This window comes from Streptomyces sp. P9(2023), from assembly GCF_032436795.1.
GTDB lineage: Bacteria > Actinomycetota > Actinomycetes > Streptomycetales > Streptomycetaceae > Streptomyces.
The window spans coordinates 22,262-43,548 of the sequence record NZ_JAUPWM010000040.1; the positions used below are offsets into that span (position 1 = coordinate 22,262).

A 21,287-nucleotide genomic window follows, 5' to 3' on the forward strand; every position below is an offset into this window, starting at 1 on the left:
GCCACACCACAGAGGGCCCCTTCCCGCGCTTGGGAAGGGGCCCTCTCGCATATCCAGGCCGGCACCGCCCGGATCAGCAGTCCTCCGGTGCGTTGACAGAGCCCAGGACATCCCGCCTCGGCCGGCGGGCAGTCGTGGAGGGGAAACCTTCGCCCTCCAGGCGCTGATGGCGTCCTCAGCTTCCGCGTTGCGGGACCTCGCCGCGAGGGAGCGATGCCTCGCAGATCGGTGATTTCAGGGGTAGCTGATTGCCGCATTTCCGGACGTTGGAAGAGGTCGCCCCTCGCCACGGCTTCGCAGAGAAGGGTGGCGATTTCGGGGGGGCATGATGTTGACGGTGCTCAGCGCGTCGGTGGCGAGAGGGATCTCTTCGAGCTCGTACGTTCCCCTGTCGGTCTCGTTGAACTCGGTGCCGGTGCGGGCGCCGAAGTCCCACTGGCGGAACCTGGCCATGCAACGAAAGGCGGCAGACCACCCGCCTTCGACCGCGAGGCCTACAGGCAGCGCAACACCGTCGAACGGTGCATCAACCGCCTGAAGCAATGGCGCGGCCTGGCCACCCGGTACGACAAGACGGCGACCATCTACCTGGCCGGCCTGCACATCGCGGGCATCTTCATGTGGTCAGCGCGGTGAGCTTGGTGGTGGAGTGACACGGATGGAGAGGAACTCGGGCTCGAAGCCGTCGGTCCACTCATCCTCGTCGAGCATGTAGTCATCGATGCGAAGCACATTGACTGTTTGCTATAGCAGGAGCACTCCTGCTGGAAAAGGGGGCCCCGCAGGCGAGCCGGACGACCACGCCATCGGCCGGTCCCGCGGCGGGACGACCCAGCTCAAGTCCTCGTCGGCGTCAGCCTGGGCCATGAGCGCGGTGAAAACCCGCCCCCAGGTGCCGTCGACGGCCCACATGCGAAGCCGGTTGTAAACACCCCTCCAGTTGCCGTACTTCTCGGGCAGGTGGACCCATCGAGCCCCGGCCGCGTGCTGGTGGGCACGCACGATCCTGGAATCCGCCGTCGCGACCTGGCCCAGCCGAGCATTTCGCGCTGGCACGCCCATGCCAAGGCCGAGGAGCGAATCCGCCAAGCGCGGCTCCTGCCGGGCTTCGCCGACGAGCCTCTCGAGTCGTGGCTGCGACAGCCGGTCTGACAGCCGAGCGAGCCATATGCGGCAGACGAGATAGCCGCGGCGGATCCCACCAGTGCCCGCCTCGACCCTCATCAGTGGTCTACGAGGACAAGTCGCCCCACTTCCTGGGGCTGATACACGAGCACAACCTGTCCGGGCGGCACTCCTACAGGATGGTGATCGCCAGGGACTCCAGCCTGTCCTACGGACACTGGCTGGACATCGACACCGCCCTGGGCGCAAAGGGGATCGAATCCACCACGTGGACAGAGTCCGGAATACGCATCCGCTTCCCCACCGGTCACGAGATCTTCAACCCAGCCCGCCTCTACCTGCACGGCAGATAACACCTGCGGCTGCGTAGATAAGAACCAGGTTCTGGCACCGATCTTGGGGAGTGGTCGCGGAGCATCACCTTGGTCTTCGATTGTGAGGGGCTTGAGGGCGTGTATCGAAATGCGCGCGGCGGGGGACGTGCCGTAGTACTCCTGGGGAGACATAGAGACACGTTGGTTCTCACTTGGAGTCGTCGATGGCCGTTCACCGTGTCGTGCCCAACATCCAGTCGGAGGCCGTGCAGGAAAGCCGGGAGTTCTATGGCCTGCTGGGCTTCGAGGAGGTGATGAACCACGGCTGGATCATGACGCTCGCCTCCCCGTCCGTCCCAGCGGCGCAGATCAGCATCATGACCAGCGACAAGACCGCGCCTGTCACCCCCGACATGAGCGTCGAGGTGGACGACGTGGATGCGGCTTATGCGGTCATGCGGGCGAGCGGTGCGGAGATCATTCACCCATTGCAGGACGAGGAGTGGGGCGTGCGGCGGTTCTTCGTCCGCGACCCCAGCGGACGGGTGGTCAACGTGCTGGGCCACCGCTGACGGCGGACGGCGAGCTTCTCGTAGCGTGTGGCCACTGCCCGGTGCCTCTTGAGGCGGTTGATGCCGCACTCCACCGCGTGGCGTTCCCGATAGTCGATCTTGTCGAACCTCGGCGGGCGGCCGCCGCGGGCGCCGAGCTTCTTGCGGTTGCGGGCCTGGTCGGTCTTGTCCGGGATGGTGCAGCAGATCCCGCGACGCCGCAGGTAGGCACGGTTCTTCCGGGAGGCGTACGCCTTGTCAGCACGCACCCGGTTCGGCCGGCGGCGGGGCATGCCGGGCGCCTCGGTGGCCGACCGCGCCGGCCGTGCGCTCGGGGGACGAGACGGAGGAGGGCAGGCTGCAGGGGACCTCGCGCACGACCTCGCCCTACAGATCCCGTTCGAGGAGAGCTGAGGCCGCGCGTACATCTCGCCCGCCGCGGCATCGTCCCTTGCGGGACGGGTTCACGATTCGTCGGCCACGGTGTCACCGGAGGACGGGACCGCCCTTCTTCTGCGGTACATCACCACCCCGCACACCGCGAGGAGGAGGACGGCCACGGCGGACACCCCGAGAGCCGTCCGCTCGGCGAAGAGCCTTCCCAGCACTTGGAGCACGCCGAGCCCCGCGGTCGCGTAGATCAACGCCCAGGCTGCTCCGCCCACGAACAGGGCAGGGAGGTAGCGCGGCAACGGCATGCGCATGCTGCCCGCGAGGAAGTTAGCGGCGGTCTGGAAACCGACGGTCAGGAAGGAGACGGCCACCACCGGCGCGCCCCACCGCTGGATCGCTCGCTCGGCGCGCCGGAACTTCGCCGAAGAGATCCGCCCGGCGAACCTGCTGCGCCGGGCACCGGCGCCGGCGAGCCACCCGACGGCGAACGTCCCTCCGGCGCGAAGCAGGACGATGACGTACAGGGCTCCAGCGGTGAGCGCGATCTTATCCACGACGCCTCGCCCCGAGCACCGGGCCAAAACCCGCGTCCCCCGTCACCCGCATGGGCGTTCCCGCCCCACCGGGCGCACGACGCTCACGAGCCCGGTCACCGTCTCTCACCTGCGCCCTGCCTCTGCCCGTTCAGTCCGCTGGGTTCCCGCCTGCGGCATCGGAACCCGAACCCGCACGCCGTGGTCCCCACGCCAGGAGAGGTCAGCCTAACCGAACGTGCATACGGCGGATACAGGGCACTGGGTTACCCGAGCAACGACAGGCGCGCTCAGTGAAATCTGGTGGCTTAACAGCAGGGTAGGTGCCTGCCGGTGCGGCAGGGCCTCGCTCTGGCTGATCGCCCCTCTGGCCGCCCCCTCGGGAGCGACTTCTGAGCACCAAGGTTGTCCACCCGGGCCAAACTAGCGCGCTCAGTCACAACCACTGTGACTTGGACCGTGTCCTATGTGGTGAGGCGGTCGTTGAGGTCAGCTGGGGCTGGGGTGCGTGGAGTTGGATTGTTCCGGTCGGGTTATGGGAGATCGCCAAGCCGCTGGTCCCGCCGGCGAGGGTCCGGTCGCAGGGCGGCGGGACGCAGGACACGCCTGATGAGACGCTGTTTGCCGCGATCATCTACGTGCTGGTCTCCGGCTGTGCCTGGCGGGCACTGCCGGAGTGTTTCGGGATCTCGAAGTCGACAGCCCACCGCCGGTTCCTGATCTCGTCACGGGCTGGAGTCTGGGGCCGGCTGCACGAGGAGATCCTGCACCGCCTCGACGATGCCGGCTTGCTTGATCTCTCCCGAGCGGTCCTCGACTCCGCCCACGTCCGCGCCAAAAAAGGGGGGGGCGAGCTCACCGGTCCTAGCCCCGTGGACCGGGGCAAACCGGGCTCCAAGATGCACGTCCTGTCGGACGCGGCAGGACTGCCCCTCGTCGTCGGCCTTTCCGCGGCCAACGTCCACGACAGCCAGGCCCTGAAGCCCATGGTGCTCGGTCACCAAACGAGACACGACCCCCACCGCGGCTGGCACTTCAAACCTCAGCGTCTGCACGCCGACAAGGCCAATGATATGCCTGAGCTGCGGAAATGGCTCCGTGGCAAGCGCATCGGCGTCCGCATCGCCCGCAAGGGCATCGAGTCCTCGGAACGACTCGGGCGCCGCAGGGGGGGTGATCGAGCGGACCATGTCCCGGCTGACCGGCTACCGCCGACTCAACCACCGCTACGAACGCCACCCCCGCAACTACCTGGCCTTCCTCGGCCTCGCCGCGGCCATCTGCTGCTACGAACGCCTCGTCCGCCTCACCACATAGGACACGGTCTTAGTTCAGCCTGGTGATGGCGTACGCCTCGATGGCGTCACGCTGGTACGCGGCCAGCCCCGGGGCGATCGCCTCGTACGCGGTGCGCCAGGCGTCGTTGTCCACGCAGGAGCGTCCGATGGCCCGGTACTCCTCGGCGGACACGGCACGCAGTTCGATCAGCGCCCGGTACTGGGCTTCGATCTCGGCCTGGACCGGCTCTGCGTCAGCCGTGTGGCCCGCGGTCATGAGTTCGGCCAGCCGGATCATCTGCGCCGTACGCTCACGATGCCCGGCATCCGCGTCGGCCTGGCTCATCGTGGCAGCGCGCCGTCCGACCTCCTCGGCGAGTTCGGGAAAGTCGCGCATGTCCTCCGCGTACTGGGAGGGCTGGACGCCCTCGAAGAGGTTCTCCGGTCGGTTGATGGTCATGGGGTTGCCGTCCTTCCTGGACTGCTCCAGTTCGGCGATCGTGCGGGAGACGGTGCCGGCCAAGCCATCAAGGCGGTCTCGCTCCGCGAGCAGCCGCCGGTGGTGGCCCCGCAGGGCATCCACCTCGTCGACCTCCTCGGACAGGATCCGGCCGATCTCCGGCAGCCCGACGCCCAGCGCCCGCAGCACGAGGATCTGCTGCAGCAACAGGAGTTGGTGCTCCTCGTAGTAGCGGTGCCCGTTGGCGCCGATCCGGGCCGGAGGCAGCAGGCCGGTCTCGTCGTAGTGGCGCAAGGTCCGGGCGGTCACTCCCGACATCCGGGCCACCTCCGAGATCGGCCAGTCCATCGTCACTCCCGCACATGCGTGTCGTCGCAAGGCCGGTCTCTCCGGCCCTGGTCACGACGGCAGGAGTTGCCGCAGCGGCAACTTCAACCCCAGGAGCCCATGCTCCTCGCAATCAAACAGACACGGTCCACACCTCTGGTTCGACGCTGCTCAGAGCGCCGGTGCCTCCCGAATCCCCGTAGAAGCGCCGTCGTCTCCCATGAACAGAGCCACCCAGGACCATAGGTAGGCCGATGCGGTCGGCGCGCTCGGCGCCGGCGGGGGTGCGGCCGACCCCGATCCACAGGGGCAGCTTGTCCTGCTGCGGGCGGGGAGGGACGGGGAGGTCGTGCAGGGCGGGGTGGTGGCGGCCGGACCAGGTGACGTGCTCGTTGTCGCGGATCGCCAACAGCAGGTCGAGCTTCTCGGCGAAGACATCGTCGTAGTTGGCGGGGTCGATACCGAAGAGGGTGAAGGCTTCGAGGAAGGCGCTGCGGCCGGTGATGACTTCGCGCGGCCGTTGCTGAGGAGGTCGAGGGAGGCGAAGTCCTGGTGGAGGCGGACCGGGTCGAGGGTGGACAGGACGGAGACGGCGCTGGTGAGGTGGATGTTCTCGGTGGCCTGGGCGATGGCGGCGAGCGGGATGGCGGGGTTGGCGACGTCGAAGTCGGGTCTGTGGTGCTCGCCGAGGGCGAAGACGTCCAGCCCGCCTGGTCGGCGGCGACGGCGTAGGAGACGATCTCGCGGGTGCGGCCGCCGGCGTCGCGGAGCCTGCCGGTGGCTGGGGCGGTCTGCAGGTCGGACAGGATGCCGATTTCCATGGCGGGCCACTCGCGTTGATCAGGGGGTTGTGGCTGGTGTGCCGCCCACGTCGTTCGGTGGGTCAGTTGCTGATGGCGGGCATGGCGCGCCGGTAGCGGGTGTCGCTGAGCTGGGAGACGAGGAAGGCGGCGATGTCCGCGCGGGTCATGGCGGATCCGACGTTGTCGTGGCCGAGGAAACCGGAGCGGGTGCGGCCGGTGGCGGGCTTGTTGGTGGGGTTGGTGATCCGGGCGATGGTGTAGTCAAGGCCGGAGCCGGTGACGGCAGCGGTCATGCCGGTGAGCTCGGTGAGGGCGTTCGGGAACATGAGCCTGGCCATGACGGGCAGGACCTTGTGCTTCCAGTGCGGTTGGTCCCTGGGGTCGGGCAGTGAGGGGGTGGCCAGGCCGATGAAGCGGGTCACGTTCTCCTGATTCATGGCGGCCACGATGTTCGCGGTGCCTTCGGTCAGCGGGGTCCCGGTGGCGGAGCGGCTCAGGGACGGGCCGAGGGCGCTGATCACCGAGTCGGCGCCTGCCACGGCCTCGCGCACGGCCGCCGGGTCGGACAGCTGCCCTGTGGTGACGGTCAGCTCGGGGTGGGTGAGTGAGAGCTTGGCGGGGGTGCGGACGAGCGCGGTGACGTGGTGGCCGGCGTCCAGCAGCTGCTGGACGGTGAGGCGGCCGATGCCGCCGGTCGCGCCGAAGACGGTGACGCGCATCAGGGTGGCTCCTTGCCGGTGTGGGGCGGACGATGCCCGGGGCCGGTCCCGCCGATTGTGGTCCGGCCCCCGGGGCGGTGGGGCGTAGGTCAGAGGGAGTAGGGGCCGAAGCGGCCCCAGGCGACCACGACGGCCAGGATCAGCAGGACGGCGTTGAAGGCGATCGCGGCGGGTTCCTTGCGGCGGGCGTGGGTGATCGCGGCCAGCAGCATGGTGATGGCGAGCCCGGTGGCGGCCAGCGGGGTGAGGACGGGGGCGGTGCCGGTGGCGGCGGGGAGAATCAGGCCCAGCGCCGCCGCGAACTCCACGATGCCGATGAAGCGGACGGTGGCGGGCGAGAAGTCCGCGACCCAGGGCAGTTTGGCGACGAGCTTGTCCTTGGGCTGGGTGGCCTTCATGACACCGGCCATGGCGAACATGGCGGCGAGCAGGGCCTGCGCGATCCACAGGAAGACGTTCACAGGGGTCAGGGGTCCTTCGATTCGGGGCGGGTCGGCCGCGGTGGGGGTGGGGTCAGGCGCAGGTGACGGCGAGCTTGCCGAGCGCGCCGGAGCCGAAGGCGGCGAACGCCTCGGGGGCCCGCTCCAGTGGGTAGGCGGCGGTGACCGGGACACGCAGTGCGCCCGAGGCGGCTTCGGCAGCGAGCGTAGTGAGGGTCTGCGCGTTGGCGTCGGCCATCACGGCGTGGGCGGTGACGTTCTGGCCCTGGACGGCGTCGGGGCCGAAGCCCAGGGTGGATGCGATGCGTCCGCCCGTTCGCAGCAGGCCCGTGAGCTGGTCGCCGTCGCCAGCCAGGTGCAGGACTGCGTCGACACCGTTCGGGGCGATGGCACGGACCTGGGCGTCCAGGTCGCCGGTGAAGTCCACGAGGTGAACGTCGGCGTCGGTGAGGGCGGTGATGAAGTCGGCCTCGGCGCCGGGGCGGGCGGTGGCGATGACGCGGGCGCCGCGGGCGGCGGCGATCTGCACGGCGAACGCTCCGACGCCGCCGGTGGCGCCGGAGATCAGCACGGTCTCGTCCTTGGCCGGGGCCACGGCGTTGATACTGTCCAGCGCGGCGGTGCCGGCCAGGCCGAGCGCGCCGGCGTCCTGGAGGCTCAGGCCCGCGGGGATCGGGGCGACGCCGTAGGCGGCGGGGACGGTGACGTACTGGGCCAGCGAGCCGGTGCCCAGGAACGGCTTCATCACCACGCCGAAGACCGCGTCGCCGACCGCGAAGCCGTCCACGCCCTCGCCGAGGGCCTCGACGGTGCCGGCGAAGTCCTTGCCCAGTACCAGGGGGAAGCGGTGCTCCATCATGCCCTGCAGGTAGCCGGCCGCGGTGGCGGCGTCGAAGCCGTTCACCGAGGAGGCGGCCACCTTCACCAGCAGCTCACCGGCCTGCGGGCGCGGGGTGTCGATGTCTGTCACGGCAGGGGTGGCGGGGACGGAGTCCAGGGTTACAGCACGCACGGTGATCACCTTCAGAAGAAGTGGAACGGCCTTCCCGTTTCCACGATGCCAGCGTAACAACACAACCGGGAAGGGTGTTCCACTTCGGTACAGTGGGGCCATGACACCGCCCGCCGTCCCTACCGAAACCCCAGGCCCACAGCCCGAACCGGGACTGCGCGCCGACGCCGAACGCAACCGCGACCGCATCCTGGCCGCCGCCCGCCGCCTCTACGCCACCGACGGCCTCGGCGTCTCCATGGCCGCTGTCGCCCGCGAGGCCGACGTCGGTAAGGCCACCCTCTCCCGCCGCTTCGCCACCCGCGAAGACCTCATCACCGCGGTCTTCGCCGACCGCATGGACGCCTACACCGCCGCCGTCACCGAGGCCCTCGCCGACCCCGACCCCTGGCACGGCTTCGCCCGCTACATCGAGACCGTCTGCGCCATGCAGGCCGCCGACCGCGGCTTCGCCGACGTCCTCACCATGACCTTCCCCGCCGCCAAGGCACTCGAAGAGCGCCGCGCCGCCTCCTATCACGGCGTCGTCGAACTCATCACCCGCGCCCAGGGCGCCGGACACCTGCGCGAGGACTTCACCCACCAGGACATCGTCATCCTGCTGATGGCCAACGCCGGCGTCATCGCCGCCACCGGCGACGCCGCCCCCGACAGCTGGCGCCGACTGGTCGGCCACCTGCTCCGCGCCTTCGCCACCCCCGGCACCGACGCCCCCACCCTGCCGGACGCCCCCGCACCCACCGCCCTGTACCGCGCGATGATCCGCCTGGCACGACCCGGAGCCGGCACCTCCTGAATCACGCGAGCGGACAGTGTCAGGGAGGGGCTGGGCGGGCCAGCCATATCCGCAGCACACCGGCGCCCACCCTCCACGGCTGACAGCCTCAGTCGCAACTCACTCACGGAGCGGAGGGGACGACGACGGCGGCGCGTTTGATGAGCTGCTCGCGGAGAGCGGAGTTCTCGGCGAGGAGAACTGCGATGACCGTGGCTGCGGCGTCGACCTGTTGCTGGAGTCGCTGACGCTTCCGCCGGCTGTCCTTGAGCTGTCGACGGAGGAGCGTGATCTCCTCGCTCAGCTTCTGGTCGCGCAGGCTGGCCGGGCTCCGGCCAACGCGGCTGTCCCACTCCGCGAGCACCGTGGCGGCGCGGTTCATCCTGGCCCGGCTGACGCCGGCCTCGTCGGTGCGGGCGGGCCGGCCCCTGAACAGTCGCTCCATCGCTTCGCGACCCGTTCCTTGGTGGGAGGTTGGGGGTGTCTCCCGCCTCGGCTGGGAGGTGCGCTATGGCGAAGGCCATGCGGGCGCGCCCCCGCCCGGCGGCGTACACCGCTCCCCCACGAGGGGGAGACAGATCCTGCCCCAGCGCGATCCCTAGGCGATGAAGATCCACAACAGTGATCGCATGGCAACCCTCGCAGCGAGTTCAACTGTCGTGAACACGGGGACAGCGCGCCCCGTACCGCTCTGGGCGGAGCGCACGGCCCGCCTCATCCCCCTCATCGGCCTGCCGGTATGCCTGTGGAGGCTGCCCATCGGGTTCGACTTCATGATGGGCATCGACGGTCCCCCCATGACCTGGGCACGGTGGGCCAACGTGGGCTACGTCCTCACGCTGAGCCTGCTCTCCGAGACGTTCGCGCTGCTGTGCCGCGGCCTGGTGCGCCCCTGGGGCGAGGCCGTGCCGGGCTGGGTGCCGATGCTCCGCGGCCGACGCATACCGCCCTTCGCGGTCATCGTCCCCGCGACCCTCGCCGGTCTGCTCTTCACCGCACTGCTGGTCGACTGGACCCTCTGCACGTTCCACATCGCGGGTTTCACGGACGGCCCGTACACCAGCGTGTGGTGGCACCTCCTGGCCGCCACGGTCAGCGGCCTGATCACCCTGTGGGGCCCGTTGGTGCTCGCCCTGACGTATGCCTACTACCGGCGCCGTTGCCGTCCGAGCAGTTGAGCTGGTGTTGAACGCGATGGCGGCCTGGGGCGCATGGCGGCGGATCAGGTTCACGATGCGCTCGAAGGGCAGAAACAGCAGCTTCGTCTTGCGGATCCCACCCCGACAACGACCACGTCCCACGGACGCCGGGCCAACGACGCGACGAGCGTGGACTCAGCCGACTCATCGAACACGACCAGCGCCCTGTCCGCGTCGATGCCGTGCTCGCCGAAGCGTGGGCACTTGGCTGCCTCCTCGCCCTTGAAACGATCGGTCGACGCGTGATCGACGCGACTGCCCCTGCGACAAGGGAGGTTGATGAATATGGCCCGCCAGACGCTCCATCAGCATGCCCTTGTCCGGGTCGCGCGAGGTTGGTAAGCGACCCGGTCGTCTGAAACGACCAGGAGTGTCGCGTGTCTTCTTCTTTCTCATTGACCGGTACGGATTTGACCACTGACCGCCTCGTGCTGCGGCCATGGCCCGCCGACGAGGTCACCGCTGTCCTCGACGCGGTGCGGCTGCCGCACTGGGCGGAGGACTTCCCCGCCGACGAAGGTCGCGTCATCGCCGGCTTCATCGCCGACCGGCCGGACGCGCTGGGCCCGTACGGGCAACGGCAGATCATCGAGCGGGCGAGTGGCCTGGTGATCGGCGCGATTGGGCTGTTCTGGCCGCCCAGCGAGGGAACCCTGGAAATCGGGTACGGCATCGTGGCTTCACGGCGCCGCCGAGGCTATGCACCCGAGGCCACCCGGGCCCTGGTGGAGTTCGCCCTGAGCTCGCCTGACGTCCACACGGTGTACGCCGATGTCGAACTGTCGAACCCGGCCTCGGTTCGCGTGCTGGAGAAGGCCGGACTGCATCGCTGGAGCGAGGACGCAACCACGGCCCGCTTCCGCACCACGACACCGGACCTGTCCCAGCGGTAATCACACGGGGATCGGCAGCGGAACAGTTCACCACTGCCGATCCCCGGCACCGGCTACAGCCCTCGTCTGGATCCGCAGCGCCCGCCTAATGATCCGAAGAGGGAACAAGCCCTTAATAGGCCTGGGGGAGGTAGATGTGCGCCACGGTTCAGACCGGGGTGAGGCTCATTCGTCGTCGAGCAGCCCCGAGTCGGCCGCGTCCCGTTGGCGCGCAAGGCGACCCGGCGCACGCCCTGGTCGCGCATGGTGGCAACCACCTGGATCTCCGCGCTCAGCCGCTCGGCCTCCGCCTCGTCGAAGAAGTAGCCCAACGGCGCGGTCCTGTATGCGCCGAGGGCCCTTCGGCCTCGCCCTCGGGGCCGTGACCCCGCCTGGAGGAATACAGGTGGTGATTCACGCCGCAACGACTCGCCCACCGACTGCGCTGGTCGACCTGTCGCAGACGCCGCCGCCAAGCCCGCGCCCGCCACCGCCACCGCCACCGCCACTACCGTCGCCGGGCAACCCTCCGGCCCATGAAGATCACGATCTATTGCCGCAGTACGGGAGGGGTGGAGCTGGGTACACCCCTGCCCGGTGGTCAGGTGCAGTGGCCGGGGCCGCGCGGTCCGGCATCGTCGTCTGCGTAGGGACACGAGCAGACGGGCGGGACGGTCATGGAAATGGTGGACGGCGTGGAGCCGGCGGGGCGTGCCGGGGTATGGGGTGCGGCGGGGGTGTTCACCGCGGTGGCGTTCGTGGCGGCCGGGGTACTGGGCGCGGTGCAGTCGGGGACCGGTGTGCCCACTGAGGTGATGCAGCTGACCCAGTTCGGGCCGGCCGTGGGGGTGGGCGTGGTCGCGCTGTACCGGTGGAGGCGGACCCGCGAGCTGCTGCGGGGCGAGGGTGAACGGCGCACTGGCGGTCGTGCTGTGGCCCTCCTCGGCGCGGCCGGGCTGATCGTCGCGCTCACCGTGCTCGCGTACGGGGTGGCCTCGGGGGGCGCGGGCTTCACGCCGCCGGGAGCCCTGCACCACCCCTTCATGCTGATCGCGGCCGCGCAGCTCGTGGGGGCGTGTGCGGAGGAGCTCGGCTGGCGCTGCTTCCTCCAGCCGCTGCTGCGGACCCGCTTGGGGGTTCTTGCCTCGTCGGTGACGGTTGGCGTGGTGTGGGGCGCCTGGCACGTACCGGTCTTCGCGCAGGCCCCGGCCTACGCCGCGGGGTTCCTCGTCGCCACCGTGGCCATGTCGGTCGTGCTGGGTGTGGCCCTCGACGGCACGGGCGGTCCGTACCGCCTGCTGCTCGCGGGCGGCTTCCACACGCTCGTCAACCTCGGACTGCTCTTCTTCATGGACGAGGAGTCCGGGGCGGTCCTTCCGATGCTCTGCTTCGGGCTCTCCTGCCTGGTGGTGGCCCTGGTGTGGGCCGTACGGGACACACCGGCAGCGGAAGCCGTACCGACTACTCTGCATGGGACATGAGTTCGATCACCTCCCATTCCCGCGCGGCGTCCTTCCGCGGCCTGGCCGCCGCCGTCGGCTGCTGTCACCTGGCCGGCCTGCTGGCCGTGGCCGTGGCCGTCGTCGGGTCGGGCGTCGTAGGCGCATTGCTGTTGCTGCCCGTCGGCCTCGGCCACCGGACGCTGCCGCCGACCGCGGCCGCGCTGCGCCGGTGCGCCGACCGCGGCCGCGAACGTGCTGCACGCTGGTCGGGGGTGCGGATCAGCCCGCCGGATCCGCTCCCGCGGACGGCGGGGGCCCGCGGGGTCCTGGCCGACGCGGGGTTCTGGCGGGACTTGACCTGGGCGTGGCTGGAGCCCTGGGTGGGCGGTCTGCTGGTCGCCGTACCTCCGTCGCTCGTCGTGTACGGGCTGTTCGGGGCGCTCGTCCAGCCCTTCGTGTGGCGCCTGATCGACGACGGCAACTGGTACGCGTTCGTGCCGGTCCAGAGCACCGGCACAATGGTCGCGGCGCTGCTCCTGGGTCTCGCCTTCACGGCTGCCGGCCTTGTCCTCGCACCCTTCGTCCTGCGCCTGCACGCCCGCTGGATCCGGCTGCTCCTCACCGCGCCTCGCAGCGCCGAACTCACCCGCCGCATCGATGAGTTGACAGATACACGGACCGTCGCACTGGACAGCCAGGCGGCCGAACTCCAGCGCATCGAGCGGGATCTGCACGATGGGGCACAGGCCCGGCTCGTCGCCCTGGGGATGCGGCTCGACAGCGCGACGCGCCTGCTGCAGCACGATCCGCCGGCCGCCCGCGCCGCCCTGCTGGAGGTGCGCGAGCTGTCCGCGCGGGCACTGGAGGACCTGCGTGCTCTGGTCCGGGGCATCCAGCCGCCGGTCCTCACCGACCGCGGCCTGGGCGACGCCGTGCGCTCCCTGGCCCTCGACAGCTTCCTCGACGTGCACGTCGAGGCCCGCCAGGTCGGGCGGCTGCCGGCCGCGGTCGAATCGGCCGCCTATTTCGCGGTCAACGAGCTGTTGGCCAACGCAGCGAAGCATTCCGGGGCCGACCGCATCGACATCGTCCTCGCACACGACGGCGACGGCGTGGGGGACGGCGGCCCGCGGCTGCGCATCACCGTCACCGATGACGGGCGCGGCGGGGCGGACCCCGCCCGGGGGACCGGGCTGCTCGGCGTCCGGAGGCGATTGGCTACCTTCGACGGGAGCCTCGCCCTGCACAGCCCGCAGGGCGGACCGACCACAGTGACCCTGGAGATCCCGTGCGCGTCGTCCTTGCCGAAGACCTCTTCCTCCTGAGGGACGGCCTGGTCCGCACGCTCCGGGAGCATGGCTTCGACATCGTCGCAGCCGTGGACAACGGCCCCTCCCTCCTGCGCGCCCTGCTACAGGAGAAGCCGGACGTCGCGGTCGTCGACGTCCGCCTGCCACCGACCTTCACCGACGAGGGCCTCCAGGCCGCCCTCGAAGCCCGCCGGCACCATCCCGGCCTGCCCGTCCTCGTCCTCTCCCAGTACGTCGACCAGCTCTACGCGAACGAGCTCCTGGCGAGCGGCGACGGCGGCGTGGGCTACCTGCTCAAGGACCGGGTCACCGACACCGGTCAGTTCGTCGATGCCGTACGCCGTGTCGCCGCCGGCGGCACCGTGCTGGACCCGCAGGTGATCGCCCGGCTGCTGTCGCGCGGCGAAGCCCGGGGTACCATCGCCATCCTCACCCACCGGGAACGCGATGTCCTCGAACTGATGGCGGAGGGCCGCTCGAACGCCGCAATCGCGGCCACCCTCCACTTCAGCGAGAGCGCCGTCGCGAAGCACACCGCGAGCATCTTCGCCAAGCTCGGCATCGCCCCGTCCACTGAGGACAACCGCCGGGTCCTGGCCGTCCTCGCGTACCTGCGGCGCTAGTATTCCGGCAGCCAGTGAACTGGAGCTGCCCACGTCGAAGACGACGGGGCACGGCTCGCTTCGGTCAGCGACCAGCACCCCGGCCTCGCCATCGTGCGTCACCAGCACGGTCCAGCTCAGCCCAGTCCAGCCCGGACTGCCGTCAGCGGCCCCGGGGTTGGGAGCGGCAGGACGCCGGGTTTGAGGCATGGCCGGGGGCCTGACCGTCGCGCTTTACGGACACGTATAGCGCCGACGCGCCGAAAAGAGCCGCCATCTCACCGGGGGGCGGCTCATTCGCCCGCCGGGGCACCTGCCTACTCGTAGTCCCACCACTTGCGGGGTGCGCCCTCCTCGTAATGCAAGCCGTCGTGGCCGCGCGGCAGCGAGCAGAAGAAGTTGCCCTGCAGAAAAAGGTCCCAGCTGTCGGGCCCCACCATGCCGCAGCGAGGCGTGAGCTCCGCATCCGGAGCCGGAGCCGGAGCAGCAGCGGGCGGCTCGGAAGCGACAGGCTCCTCGACGTTATCTATGCCAGTGGGATTCTGATTGATAGCCATACACGCATCCTCCCCTATCAGAAGGCGTCGATGCGGACCTCACACCCCTCCAACGTCCGTCCCTCAAAGGTGGTTGCCAGCATCACGCGAACTGGCCGGACTCGTTGGGCGGCACATGAAGAACTCCACCACCCGCCCGGACCCACTGGCCGAGAGCGTGGTGATCGCCGCGTGTGCTCTCTCCGACGCCGGCGGACCCGAGGGGCGCTGGACTGCGGGCGCCGTCGAGGACGCAGCCACCGCTCTGGAGGTGCTCGCCGGGGCACTGTCCGGTCTCAGCCCAGAGGCCGCTGAAACCCTGGAGGTGATCCCGGCCGCTGTCGCCGCCCTCCGCGAGCGCGTCGAGCGCGAACCGGCCGCGCCGTCCGGCCGAGCCGACATCGCGGGTGACCCTGCGGTGTCGAGCACCGGCCTGCGGCGGGCTCTCGCCGCGCACAACCTCACCGGGCGGGTCCACCAGCTCGGCCCCGCTCTGCTGACCGTCACCATGGACTCGGCTCACGCCCAGGCCCTCGCCGCGCTCCTCGCCGTCCGGCGCGAACTGCCCCGTCAGGCACCCGCCCCTGAGGACGAACACTGGTGGGGCGCGGGGCCGGCCGACACAGCCGCGGCATCGCTCGCGGCAGCTCTGGTCGCCTACGGGCCGGGGACGTACGCCCGGGTCCTGGCCTCCGGGCACGTCACCACCGGCCTCTCAAGCCGGCAGCCGCTCTCCAGTTGGCCACCGCCCTGAGCAGCCCGCGCTGCCACGCCATCGCGGGCGCGGCGCCGTGGGCTCGGGTACGGATGGAAGGGCATCGACGCGACCTTAAGGGGTTCGCGGCGGCGGGTCACCCGCTGTCGAGCACGGCGGGTGGCAACCCACCTGGACAGCCGTAACGGCATCAAGCGGTGAGGTCTTTGAGCAGGTCTCGCAGAGCATGCACGTCCGCGCACGTGCCTGCCAGGTACTCCACCTGCGCGGCGAGTCCCTGGTTGTTCACCTCGCGGGCCTGCTCCGCGAACGCCTCGTGCACGAGCGCGTCCAGCGCGTCTTCTTCCAGGAGGAAGGAGTCGAGGAGTTCGGTGATCTGTTGAGCACTCACCTGCCCCTGGAGCGGGGCCCGTCCGCGCGGGCCTTCCCAGAGCCGTACGGGTTCGGCACACCGGCCGTGCGCAGCAGCGCCTTGGCTCTGTACACGGGAATGGGTTCTGGCTCACTTTCCGTGAAGGGTTGACTGACCGTGATGCACAGGCCCGGCCGTGCGCTCGCTGCCGTCCCGGCGTGCATCAACGACGCCGCATGGGTGCTGCCGTGGTGGTGGCGTGCGCGCGCCGGCGTGGAGGCCACCGCAGCCCCTCATATCTCTACGACCAGAACTCGTCGTATGTTGCTTGGTCAGCCCAGAGCTCCCAACCTTCGGCGATCCTGCCGTCGCTGATGTGGAAGACGATCACGTAGTCCATGTCGAGCTGCTTGCCCTCGCGCGACGCAGTGGCATGGAAGGGCGACCGTATGGGCATCGTTGGCGAGAACATCGTGGAGTTGAGGGCGGTACGTGCCACCTGACAGCTCGAAGTCACGACGGAACATCTCGAATGTGGCCTCTCGGCCGTGAAAGTCCCCCGAGAGCGGCCCGTGGCCCCCGTTGTGCCAGACGACGTCCGGGTGGAAGACCTCCGCCAGGGCCTTCATGTCGCCTGCTGAGAAGGCCTCCATGGCGCGCCGGAACACACCAATGTGCGGGTGATCGGTCATCGCTTCCCCCCTTACCGGCTGTCAACGTAGGCCCAAGCCCGTTAGCCGCTTGATGGGCACACTGGCCCGGCCGGCGATGCCACCTAATTGGATGAGACCCACAGCAGACAGACAGAGCACCGACGTCACGCTCCGTCAGCCCTCCACGGAAAGTGAGCCAGAACCCGGGAATGGGAGTCGTTTGTCGACGACTTCGGGAGCCGCCTCGCGTGTTGTAGGCGTGATCAATGTCGATGAGTTCGGGCGTCATTTGCAGCCCAGCGGGCGTTGTCCCTGCCAGCACCCATCCGCCTCGCACGAGCCCGCTACCTGGTTTTGGTCTGAACCCGGTCTTGGCGGCTCAGCGTGCGAGGGAGACGGCGAAGGGCTTGAAGCCGTGGCGGCGCAGGATGTGGGGCACGACCAGGATCATGGCCTCGGTGGCGCGGGCTGTGGTGATGTCGCCGAGGTCCTCGATCCGTTCGGGCGGCCAGCCCAGGTCGCCGAGCAGGCCGGTGACGGTCCTCTTCGCATGTTCGTCATCGCCCGAGAGATAGGCGGTCGGTGGGGTGGCCAGGGTTTCGGGAGCGGTCATGACCATGAAAAGCATGGTGTTGAGGGTCTTGACCACATGGGTGTCGGGGAGCGCGGCCTGGAGCTTCTCGGCAAGGCTGCTGCCGGGATAGCACAGGGCGCCGGGCAGGCCGTCTGCGGCGTCGCGGGTGGCGTTGGAGACGTCCATGAGGATCTTGCCGGCGAGCTCGGCGCTCAGGTCGGTGAGGCGGTCCAGGGAGCTGTCGCCGGGCGTCGCGTTGATCACGATGTCCGCGGTGCGGGCGGTGGTGCGCTGGTCGGCGAAGGCGACCCGCGGGGCGAGCCCGGCGGTGCGGGCGGCGGTGTCTTCGGGGCTCCGGCCGCCGAGGGTGACGTGGTGTCCGGCTGCGGAGAGCTTGCCGGCGAGGTTGGTGCCGACGCGGCCGGCGCCCAGGATGCCGATGTTGGTCATGCGGTGATGCTCCTTGCGGTATCGGGGCGGGGAAGAGCGGAGGCTTCCGGTCAGGCGATCGGCGAGAGGACCTTGAGGGCGGCGGCGTGGATGCCGGGGGCGGCGGCCAGGAAGTCGCGGCTGCCGGTGTTCCAGGGTTCGCCCGTCAGGTCGGTGACGGTGCCTCCGGCCTCGGAGACCAGCAGGGCGCCGGCGACGAGGCCGGAGCGGACGTCGGAGAACTGCCAGAACGCGTCCATGCGTCCGGCGGCGACGTGGATGAGCTGCATCGTGGCGGGAACGGACACGCGCACGACCAGGCCGTTGATGAGCATCGCGGTGACAGAGTCACCGATCCGCCGGAAGGTGCGCTCGTCCTCGCCGGGCTTGGCCTGGCCGGTGCCGATGAGCGCGGCGCCCAGGTCGGTCTTGGCAGACACCTTCAGGGGCCGGTCGTCGAGGCGGGCACCGCCGCCGGCGACGGCGGTGTAGGTGTCGCCGGTCAGCGGCAGGTGGACGACGGTGAGCACCGGCCGGTTGTCGCGGACCAGGGTGGCGGTGACGGCCCAGTCCTCCATGCCGTGCACGTGGTTGATGTTGCCCTCGGCAGGGTCGACGACCCACCACTCCCCGGGCGGGAGCGCGCCGCCGGCCAGCTCGTCCTCGGCCCACTGCGACCCCGGCTGGGCCCGCAGCAGCGGTTCCCGCAGCACGTCCAGCACCGCGTCGTCGTTGGCGTGGATCTCGCCCACGACCTCGTCCAGGCTCACGCCCCGGGCGTGCGAGGTGTGGCGGTCGCGCAGCGTGACGCCGGCGGTCTTCACCGCAGCTGTCACGTCGGACAGGAGCGTCGTACCGGCGTCGAAAGAAATGGCTGTGCTCATGCTGGGCTCCCTGGGGATCGGTAGAAGAGGGGCGGTTGCCTCTCCCCCGCCCTTCGAAGGTAGGGCGCCCGATCATTAACAACAAGTGCATGCTTGTCACTTGTAGACTTACTGTCATGCAACTGGATCTGAACCTGCTCACGGCCCTGGACGCCCTGCTGGAAGAGGGCAGCGTCGCCGGCGCGGCAGCACGCCTCCACGTCACCGCACCGGCGATGAGCCGCTCCCTGGGCCGCATCCGCAAGGCCACCGGTGACCAGATCCTGGTCCGCACCGGCCGCAGCATGGTCCCCACCACCCGGGCGCTGGCCATGCGCGCCGAGGTCCACGCCCTCGTGCAGCAGGCCCACCAACTTCTTTCCGCGCAGCAGGAACTCGACCTGGCAGCTCTCGACCGGGTGTTCACCGTGCGCTGGCACGACGCCCTGACCGCAGCTTCCGGCACGGCTCTGATCACCGCCGTCCACCGCCAGGCCCCCGGCGTGCGGCTGCGCCTGTCCGCCGAACCAGGGGCGGACGACGCCGAGTTGCGCCGGGGTGAGGTAGACCTCGAATCCAGCTCCAGCACTCCGACGCTCCCCGACATCCGCCACCGCCTCGTCGGCAGGGACCGGCTGGTCGTCGCCGTCCGACCGGGCCACCCGCTCACCGAAGGCCCGCTGAGCCTGGAGCGTTACGCAGCCGCCGAACACCTCACCGTTTCGCGGCGCGGAAACCTACGCGACCCGATCGATGACGCCCTGACCACACGCGGCCTCGAACGACGCGTCGTCGCCGCCGGGCCCACCGCCGCCTTCGCACTGCAACTCGCCCTCGACACCGACCTCGTCGTCACCCTCCCCGACGCGGTCACCCGCACGGCCCGGGAACAACTCGGCCTGACCACACTGCCGCCGCCACTCCCGCTGCCCGACATCCCCCTGTACCTGCTGTGGCACCAGCGCTACGACAACGACCCCGCCCACACCTGGCTGCGAGACCTGGCCACCGGACTCGTCCAGGCACTATTCGCACCGCCGACCGCCTCTCAACAGCCCTTCACCAACCGGACCGGGAAGTGACGGATACGCCCGGGGAACCTCGTCGTCCCCTCGCATCGCGTGCAGGACGAGCGCGTCTTCGATCGCGCGGACCAGGCCCTGGGTCCTGAGCCCAGGCTATGCGGACGGCGCCCGTGATCGCAGCCCGTCCTCAGTGGGCGTGCTGTACGACGATCCCGACCGTTCGCCGCATGACTGGGGCACCGGTTCCATCGCGGCGCCCAGCTGGGTGCAGACCAGCGCGCGCTGCAAGTGCCGGAGTGCGGTTGCCGAGCTAGCCCTCCGATCCTTCGCGTGCTGACCACCTGGACGAGCCGGGCCCCGATTCTCAGAAGGACTTGTGACTACCGACCAGTCGCTGATCGCCCTGATCGTCATCGTCGCCACCATCGCGGCCGCAGGCGCGATGGCGCCGGCTCTGGCACGTCCGCGTCTGGTCGTCGCGCTGACGCTCGGCCCGGCCGTGTGGGTCGGCGTCGTGATGTTCCTCCGCCCGGCGTGACTTCGGGCCGCGGCGATCGAAGCGTTCGGGACATGGTCCTGGCACGGGGCAGACCCGCCAGAGCCAGGCGATGCCGGTGTCCAGCTGAATGCCGGCCCTGGGCTCGTACCGGAACATCCGGGTGAAGCAGGTGTAGCCCGCGCCGCCCGGCCCTTCCTCCCGCAACCGGGGGGGGAAGGGCCGGGCTTGTGCTGTCCCCGCGGCCCGGAGGAGGACTGGTTCCGCTCCGATCCATTCCGCAAGTGAGCCTTTTCTGATCACCAGTCAGAAACTTTTGCGGGATTGCCGATCGTCCGTGGCGGGCAGGTTTGGAGAGCCGCAGGACGGGCACCGGCCGACGCGCCGAGGAGAGACGGAGGTTGGTCCCCATGACAGTGCATGCCGTCGAACTCCCCCAGCTGTGGATGCCCCATCCGCTGCGGGTGAATCCGTATCTGCCCGACCTGCACGAGGAGAGCGAGTCCTGGGCGCGCGAGATGGGCATGTTGGAAGGCTCCGAGGGACCGTCGACCGGCGACCCGATATGGACGCGGTCCAGGTTCCATGCCATGACCGTCGACCAGCTGACCGCCTGGACCCTTCCGGACGCCTCACTCGCCGACCTCCGGGTCAACCACCGGTTCAACATCTGGGCTCTGGCGTGGGACGACTACTTCGCCTCCGCCTTCAAGCAGACCGGTGACCTCCCAGGCGCGCGGATCTTCACCGCCCGGCTGCACGCATTCCTGCGACCGGAGCGCGGCGCCCGGTTACCGGAACCGACGAACGCCGTCGAGAGGGGAATCGCCGATCTGCAACAACGCCTCTTCCCCCCGAGGCTGGCGCACTGGCACATCGAGTTCAACCGGGCCCTGGCCAAGTACATCGATGCGGGAGTCGAGGAACTGGCCAACAGCCTCAGCGGCCGCATCCCCCACCTGATCGACTACGTCCCGTTCCGACGCGAGAGCTTCGCCGCCCATACGGCCCCCTACTCCGTCGAGTTGGCCACCGGCGCGCGAATACCCGAGCAGGTCCGGCACAGCCGCATCGTCCGTGCCCTGCTCGACGCCTTCATGGACTTCATGGGGCTGGCGAACGACATCGCCTCCTATGAGAGGGAGGTCCATGAGGAGAACGATGTCAACAACCTCATCCTGGTCGTCGGGACGTCCCTGGGCATCAACCTCCACGCCGCCGTACCCGCTGCCCTGCATCTGGTGAACGCCCGCCTGCGCGACTTCGAGCGCCTCAGGCAGAAGGACCTGCCCCTGCTCGTCCTGCGAGCCGGGCTGCACCCCGAGGAACGCGTCGAGCTGGAGAAGTGGCTCCGGGGAGCGTGCAGTTTCCTCTCCGGTCTCCATTCCTGGTACACCGGAGCACCGCGCTACGTCCCCGCGGACGCCTCCTTCCCGGAGTGACGGCAGCCTCGCAGCCGAGAGGCACCGACGCACATTCGTCGGCCCCCC

Annotated in this window: 25 protein-coding genes and 4 pseudogenes; 14 read left to right on the top strand and 15 right to left on the bottom strand. The window is 69.7% G+C overall.

What is annotated here, in order from left to right:
• Positions 1–462: 462 nt before the first annotated feature.
• From Q5762_RS31430 to Q5762_RS31440, 3 genes and pseudogenes are all read left to right on the top strand, one after another.
• Positions 463–636, top strand: a pseudogene (locus Q5762_RS31430) (IS5/IS1182 family transposase); the annotation flags it as partial.
• Between the two features lie 590 nt (positions 637–1,226).
• The gene (locus Q5762_RS31435; protein ID WP_315895672.1) at positions 1,227–1,478 is read left to right on the top strand and encodes a hypothetical protein; all 252 of its coding nucleotides are present in this window, start codon (positions 1,227–1,229) and stop codon (positions 1,476–1,478) included.
• A gap of 185 nt (positions 1,479–1,663) precedes the next feature.
• Positions 1,664–2,011 (top strand): VOC family protein, encoded by a 348-nt coding sequence (locus Q5762_RS31440; protein ID WP_315895673.1) that lies wholly within the window; start codon positions 1,664–1,666, stop codon positions 2,009–2,011.
• On the opposite strand, the pseudogene Q5762_RS31445 reads toward Q5762_RS31440, so the two are convergent.
• Both Q5762_RS31445 and Q5762_RS31450 read right to left on the bottom strand, forming a co-directional pair.
• Positions 1,921–2,286: pseudogene (locus Q5762_RS31445) on the bottom strand (transposase); the annotation flags it as partial. The gene Q5762_RS31440 and the pseudogene Q5762_RS31445 overlap by 91 nt on opposite strands.
• A gap of 168 nt (positions 2,287–2,454) precedes the next feature.
• Positions 2,455–2,937: a VTT domain-containing protein gene (locus Q5762_RS31450; RefSeq protein WP_315895674.1), complete on the bottom strand. Its 483-nt coding sequence runs from the start codon at positions 2,935–2,937 to the stop codon at positions 2,455–2,457.
• A gap of 497 nt (positions 2,938–3,434) precedes the next feature.
• On the opposite strand from Q5762_RS31450, the gene Q5762_RS31455 reads away from it, so the two are divergent.
• Positions 3,435–4,233, top strand: a protein-coding gene (locus tag Q5762_RS31455; RefSeq protein ID WP_315895712.1) for an IS5 family transposase whose coding sequence is annotated in 2 segments (ribosomal slippage) — positions 3,435–4,085 and positions 4,087–4,233 — 798 coding nt in all. Because the reading frame shifts where the segments join, the coding sequence is not laid out codon by codon here.
• Between the two features lie 9 nt (positions 4,234–4,242).
• Here Q5762_RS31455 and Q5762_RS31460 read toward each other — a convergent pair.
• The 6 genes and pseudogenes from Q5762_RS31460 to Q5762_RS31485 form a co-directional block, all read right to left on the bottom strand.
• Complete coding sequence (locus tag Q5762_RS31460) at positions 4,243–5,001, bottom strand: MerR family transcriptional regulator (RefSeq protein ID WP_315895675.1); 759 nt, start codon at positions 4,999–5,001, stop codon at positions 4,243–4,245.
• 112 nt (positions 5,002–5,113) lie between these two features.
• Positions 5,114–5,485 (bottom strand): LLM class flavin-dependent oxidoreductase, encoded by a 372-nt coding sequence (locus Q5762_RS31465; RefSeq protein WP_315895713.1) that lies wholly within the window; start codon positions 5,483–5,485, stop codon positions 5,114–5,116.
• A gap of 65 nt (positions 5,486–5,550) precedes the next feature.
• Positions 5,551–5,811: pseudogene (locus Q5762_RS40075) on the bottom strand (LLM class flavin-dependent oxidoreductase); the annotation flags it as partial.
• A 52-nt stretch (positions 5,812–5,863) separates the two neighbouring features.
• The gene (locus Q5762_RS31475; protein WP_315895677.1) at positions 5,864–6,502 is read right to left on the bottom strand and encodes an NAD(P)H-binding protein; all 639 of its coding nucleotides are present in this window, start codon (positions 6,500–6,502) and stop codon (positions 5,864–5,866) included.
• A gap of 89 nt (positions 6,503–6,591) precedes the next feature.
• Positions 6,592–6,963, bottom strand: coding sequence for a DoxX family protein (locus Q5762_RS31480; RefSeq protein ID WP_315895678.1), 372 nt, complete (start codon positions 6,961–6,963; stop codon positions 6,592–6,594).
• Between the two features lie 52 nt (positions 6,964–7,015).
• Complete coding sequence (locus tag Q5762_RS31485) at positions 7,016–7,954, bottom strand: NADP-dependent oxidoreductase (RefSeq protein ID WP_315895679.1); 939 nt, start codon at positions 7,952–7,954, stop codon at positions 7,016–7,018.
• A gap of 100 nt (positions 7,955–8,054) precedes the next feature.
• Between Q5762_RS31485 and Q5762_RS31490 the strand changes: the two genes are divergently transcribed.
• Positions 8,055–8,750, top strand: a complete 696-nt coding sequence (locus Q5762_RS31490; protein ID WP_315895680.1) for a TetR/AcrR family transcriptional regulator — start codon at positions 8,055–8,057, stop codon at positions 8,748–8,750.
• 103 nt (positions 8,751–8,853) lie between these two features.
• Here Q5762_RS31490 and Q5762_RS31495 read toward each other — a convergent pair whose 3' ends face one another.
• Positions 8,854–9,174 carry a hypothetical protein gene (locus tag Q5762_RS31495; RefSeq protein WP_315895681.1) on the bottom strand — a complete coding sequence of 107 codons (321 nt, stop codon included), beginning with the start codon at positions 9,172–9,174 and terminating at the stop codon, positions 8,854–8,856.
• Between the two features lie 184 nt (positions 9,175–9,358).
• Here Q5762_RS31495 and Q5762_RS31500 point away from each other — a divergent pair, with 184 nt between their 5' ends.
• From Q5762_RS31500 to Q5762_RS31520, 5 genes are all read left to right on the top strand, one after another.
• A complete protein-coding gene (locus Q5762_RS31500; RefSeq protein WP_315895682.1) occupies positions 9,359–9,907 on the top strand; it encodes a hypothetical protein in 549 nt (182 codons plus the stop codon).
• Positions 9,908–10,338: 431 nt separating this feature from the next.
• Positions 10,339–10,821, top strand: a complete 483-nt coding sequence (locus tag Q5762_RS31505; protein WP_315895683.1) for a GNAT family N-acetyltransferase — start codon at positions 10,339–10,341, stop codon at positions 10,819–10,821.
• Between the two features lie 662 nt (positions 10,822–11,483).
• Positions 11,484–12,281, top strand: a complete 798-nt coding sequence (locus tag Q5762_RS31510) for a CPBP family intramembrane glutamic endopeptidase (protein WP_315895684.1) — start codon at positions 11,484–11,486, stop codon at positions 12,279–12,281.
• Positions 12,278–13,567: a sensor histidine kinase gene (locus Q5762_RS31515; RefSeq protein ID WP_315895685.1), complete on the top strand. Its 1,290-nt coding sequence runs from the start codon at positions 12,278–12,280 to the stop codon at positions 13,565–13,567. The genes Q5762_RS31510 and Q5762_RS31515 overlap by 4 nt, the downstream gene beginning before the upstream one ends.
• Positions 13,531–14,175 carry a response regulator transcription factor gene (locus Q5762_RS31520; RefSeq protein ID WP_315895686.1) on the top strand — a complete coding sequence of 215 codons (645 nt, stop codon included), beginning with the start codon at positions 13,531–13,533 and terminating at the stop codon, positions 14,173–14,175. Before Q5762_RS31515 ends, Q5762_RS31520 begins: the two co-directional genes overlap by 37 nt.
• A gap of 296 nt (positions 14,176–14,471) precedes the next feature.
• On the opposite strand, the gene Q5762_RS31525 is transcribed toward Q5762_RS31520, so the two are convergent.
• A complete protein-coding gene (locus Q5762_RS31525) occupies positions 14,472–14,711 on the bottom strand; it encodes a hypothetical protein (RefSeq protein WP_315895687.1) in 240 nt (79 codons plus the stop codon).
• A 73-nt stretch (positions 14,712–14,784) separates the two neighbouring features.
• Between Q5762_RS31525 and Q5762_RS31530 the strand changes: the two genes are divergently transcribed.
• Entirely contained in the window at positions 14,785–15,444 is a 660-nt protein-coding gene (locus Q5762_RS31530; RefSeq protein ID WP_315895688.1) for a hypothetical protein, read from the top strand.
• Positions 15,445–15,595: 151 nt separating this feature from the next.
• On the opposite strand, the gene Q5762_RS31535 is transcribed toward Q5762_RS31530, so the two are convergent.
• From Q5762_RS31535 to Q5762_RS31550, 5 genes and pseudogenes are all read right to left on the bottom strand, one after another.
• Positions 15,596–15,796: a hypothetical protein gene (locus Q5762_RS31535; protein WP_315895689.1), complete on the bottom strand. Its 201-nt coding sequence runs from the start codon at positions 15,794–15,796 to the stop codon at positions 15,596–15,598.
• A 262-nt stretch (positions 15,797–16,058) separates the two neighbouring features.
• Entirely contained in the window at positions 16,059–16,214 is a 156-nt protein-coding gene (locus Q5762_RS31540) for a hypothetical protein (protein WP_315895690.1), read from the bottom strand.
• Position 16,215: 1 nt separating this feature from the next.
• Positions 16,216–16,449, bottom strand: a pseudogene (locus Q5762_RS40080) (nuclear transport factor 2 family protein); the annotation flags it as partial.
• Positions 16,450–16,789: 340 nt separating this feature from the next.
• Entirely contained in the window at positions 16,790–17,488 is a 699-nt protein-coding gene (locus tag Q5762_RS31545) for an NAD(P)-binding domain-containing protein (protein ID WP_315895714.1), read from the bottom strand.
• A complete protein-coding gene (locus Q5762_RS31550; protein WP_315895691.1) occupies positions 17,485–18,297 on the bottom strand; it encodes an inositol monophosphatase family protein in 813 nt (270 codons plus the stop codon). The genes Q5762_RS31545 and Q5762_RS31550 overlap by 4 nt, the downstream gene beginning before the upstream one ends.
• Before the next feature lie 116 nt (positions 18,298–18,413).
• Between Q5762_RS31550 and Q5762_RS31555 the strand changes: the two genes are divergently transcribed.
• The 3 genes from Q5762_RS31555 to Q5762_RS31565 all read left to right on the top strand — a co-directional run bounded on the left by Q5762_RS31555 (position 18,414) and on the right by Q5762_RS31565 (position 21,239).
• Positions 18,414–19,358: a LysR family transcriptional regulator gene (locus tag Q5762_RS31555; RefSeq protein WP_315895692.1), complete on the top strand. Its 945-nt coding sequence runs from the start codon at positions 18,414–18,416 to the stop codon at positions 19,356–19,358.
• A 319-nt stretch (positions 19,359–19,677) separates the two neighbouring features.
• Positions 19,678–19,839, top strand: a complete 162-nt coding sequence (locus tag Q5762_RS31560; RefSeq protein WP_315895693.1) for a hypothetical protein — start codon at positions 19,678–19,680, stop codon at positions 19,837–19,839.
• 368 nt (positions 19,840–20,207) lie between these two features.
• A complete protein-coding gene (locus Q5762_RS31565; protein ID WP_315895694.1) occupies positions 20,208–21,239 on the top strand; it encodes a terpene synthase family protein in 1,032 nt (343 codons plus the stop codon).
• Positions 21,240–21,287: the final 48 nt, after the last annotated feature.

Bases quoted from the DNA above. Each gene is read 5' to 3' on its own strand.
- Q5762_RS31490 (WP_315895680.1), top strand. From the start codon at position 8,055: ATGACACCGCCCGCCGTCCCTACCGAAACCCCAGGCCCACAGCCCGAA.
- Q5762_RS31555 (WP_315895692.1), top strand. From the start codon at position 18,414: ATGCAACTGGATCTGAACCTGCTCACGGCCCTGGACGCCCTGCTGGAA.
- Q5762_RS31495 (WP_315895681.1), bottom strand. From the start codon at position 9,174: ATGGAGCGACTGTTCAGGGGCCGGCCCGCCCGCACCGACGAGGCCGGC.
- Q5762_RS31525 (WP_315895687.1), bottom strand. From the start codon at position 14,711: ATGGCTATCAATCAGAATCCCACTGGCATAGATAACGTCGAGGAGCCT.
- Q5762_RS31500 (WP_315895682.1), top strand. From the start codon at position 9,359: ATGGCAACCCTCGCAGCGAGTTCAACTGTCGTGAACACGGGGACAGCG.
- Q5762_RS31475 (WP_315895677.1), bottom strand. From the start codon at position 6,502: ATGCGCGTCACCGTCTTCGGCGCGACCGGCGGCATCGGCCGCCTCACC.
- Q5762_RS31515 (WP_315895685.1), top strand. From the start codon at position 12,278: ATGAGTTCGATCACCTCCCATTCCCGCGCGGCGTCCTTCCGCGGCCTG.
- Q5762_RS31440 (WP_315895673.1), top strand. From the start codon at position 1,664: ATGGCCGTTCACCGTGTCGTGCCCAACATCCAGTCGGAGGCCGTGCAG.
- Q5762_RS31510 (WP_315895684.1), top strand. From the start codon at position 11,484: ATGGTGGACGGCGTGGAGCCGGCGGGGCGTGCCGGGGTATGGGGTGCG.
- Q5762_RS31550 (WP_315895691.1), bottom strand. From the start codon at position 18,297: ATGAGCACAGCCATTTCTTTCGACGCCGGTACGACGCTCCTGTCCGAC.
- Q5762_RS31540 (WP_315895690.1), bottom strand. From the start codon at position 16,214: ATGCCCATACGGTCGCCCTTCCATGCCACTGCGTCGCGCGAGGGCAAG.
- Q5762_RS31460 (WP_315895675.1), bottom strand. From the start codon at position 5,001: ATGGACTGGCCGATCTCGGAGGTGGCCCGGATGTCGGGAGTGACCGCC.
- Q5762_RS31565 (WP_315895694.1), top strand. From the start codon at position 20,208: ATGACAGTGCATGCCGTCGAACTCCCCCAGCTGTGGATGCCCCATCCG.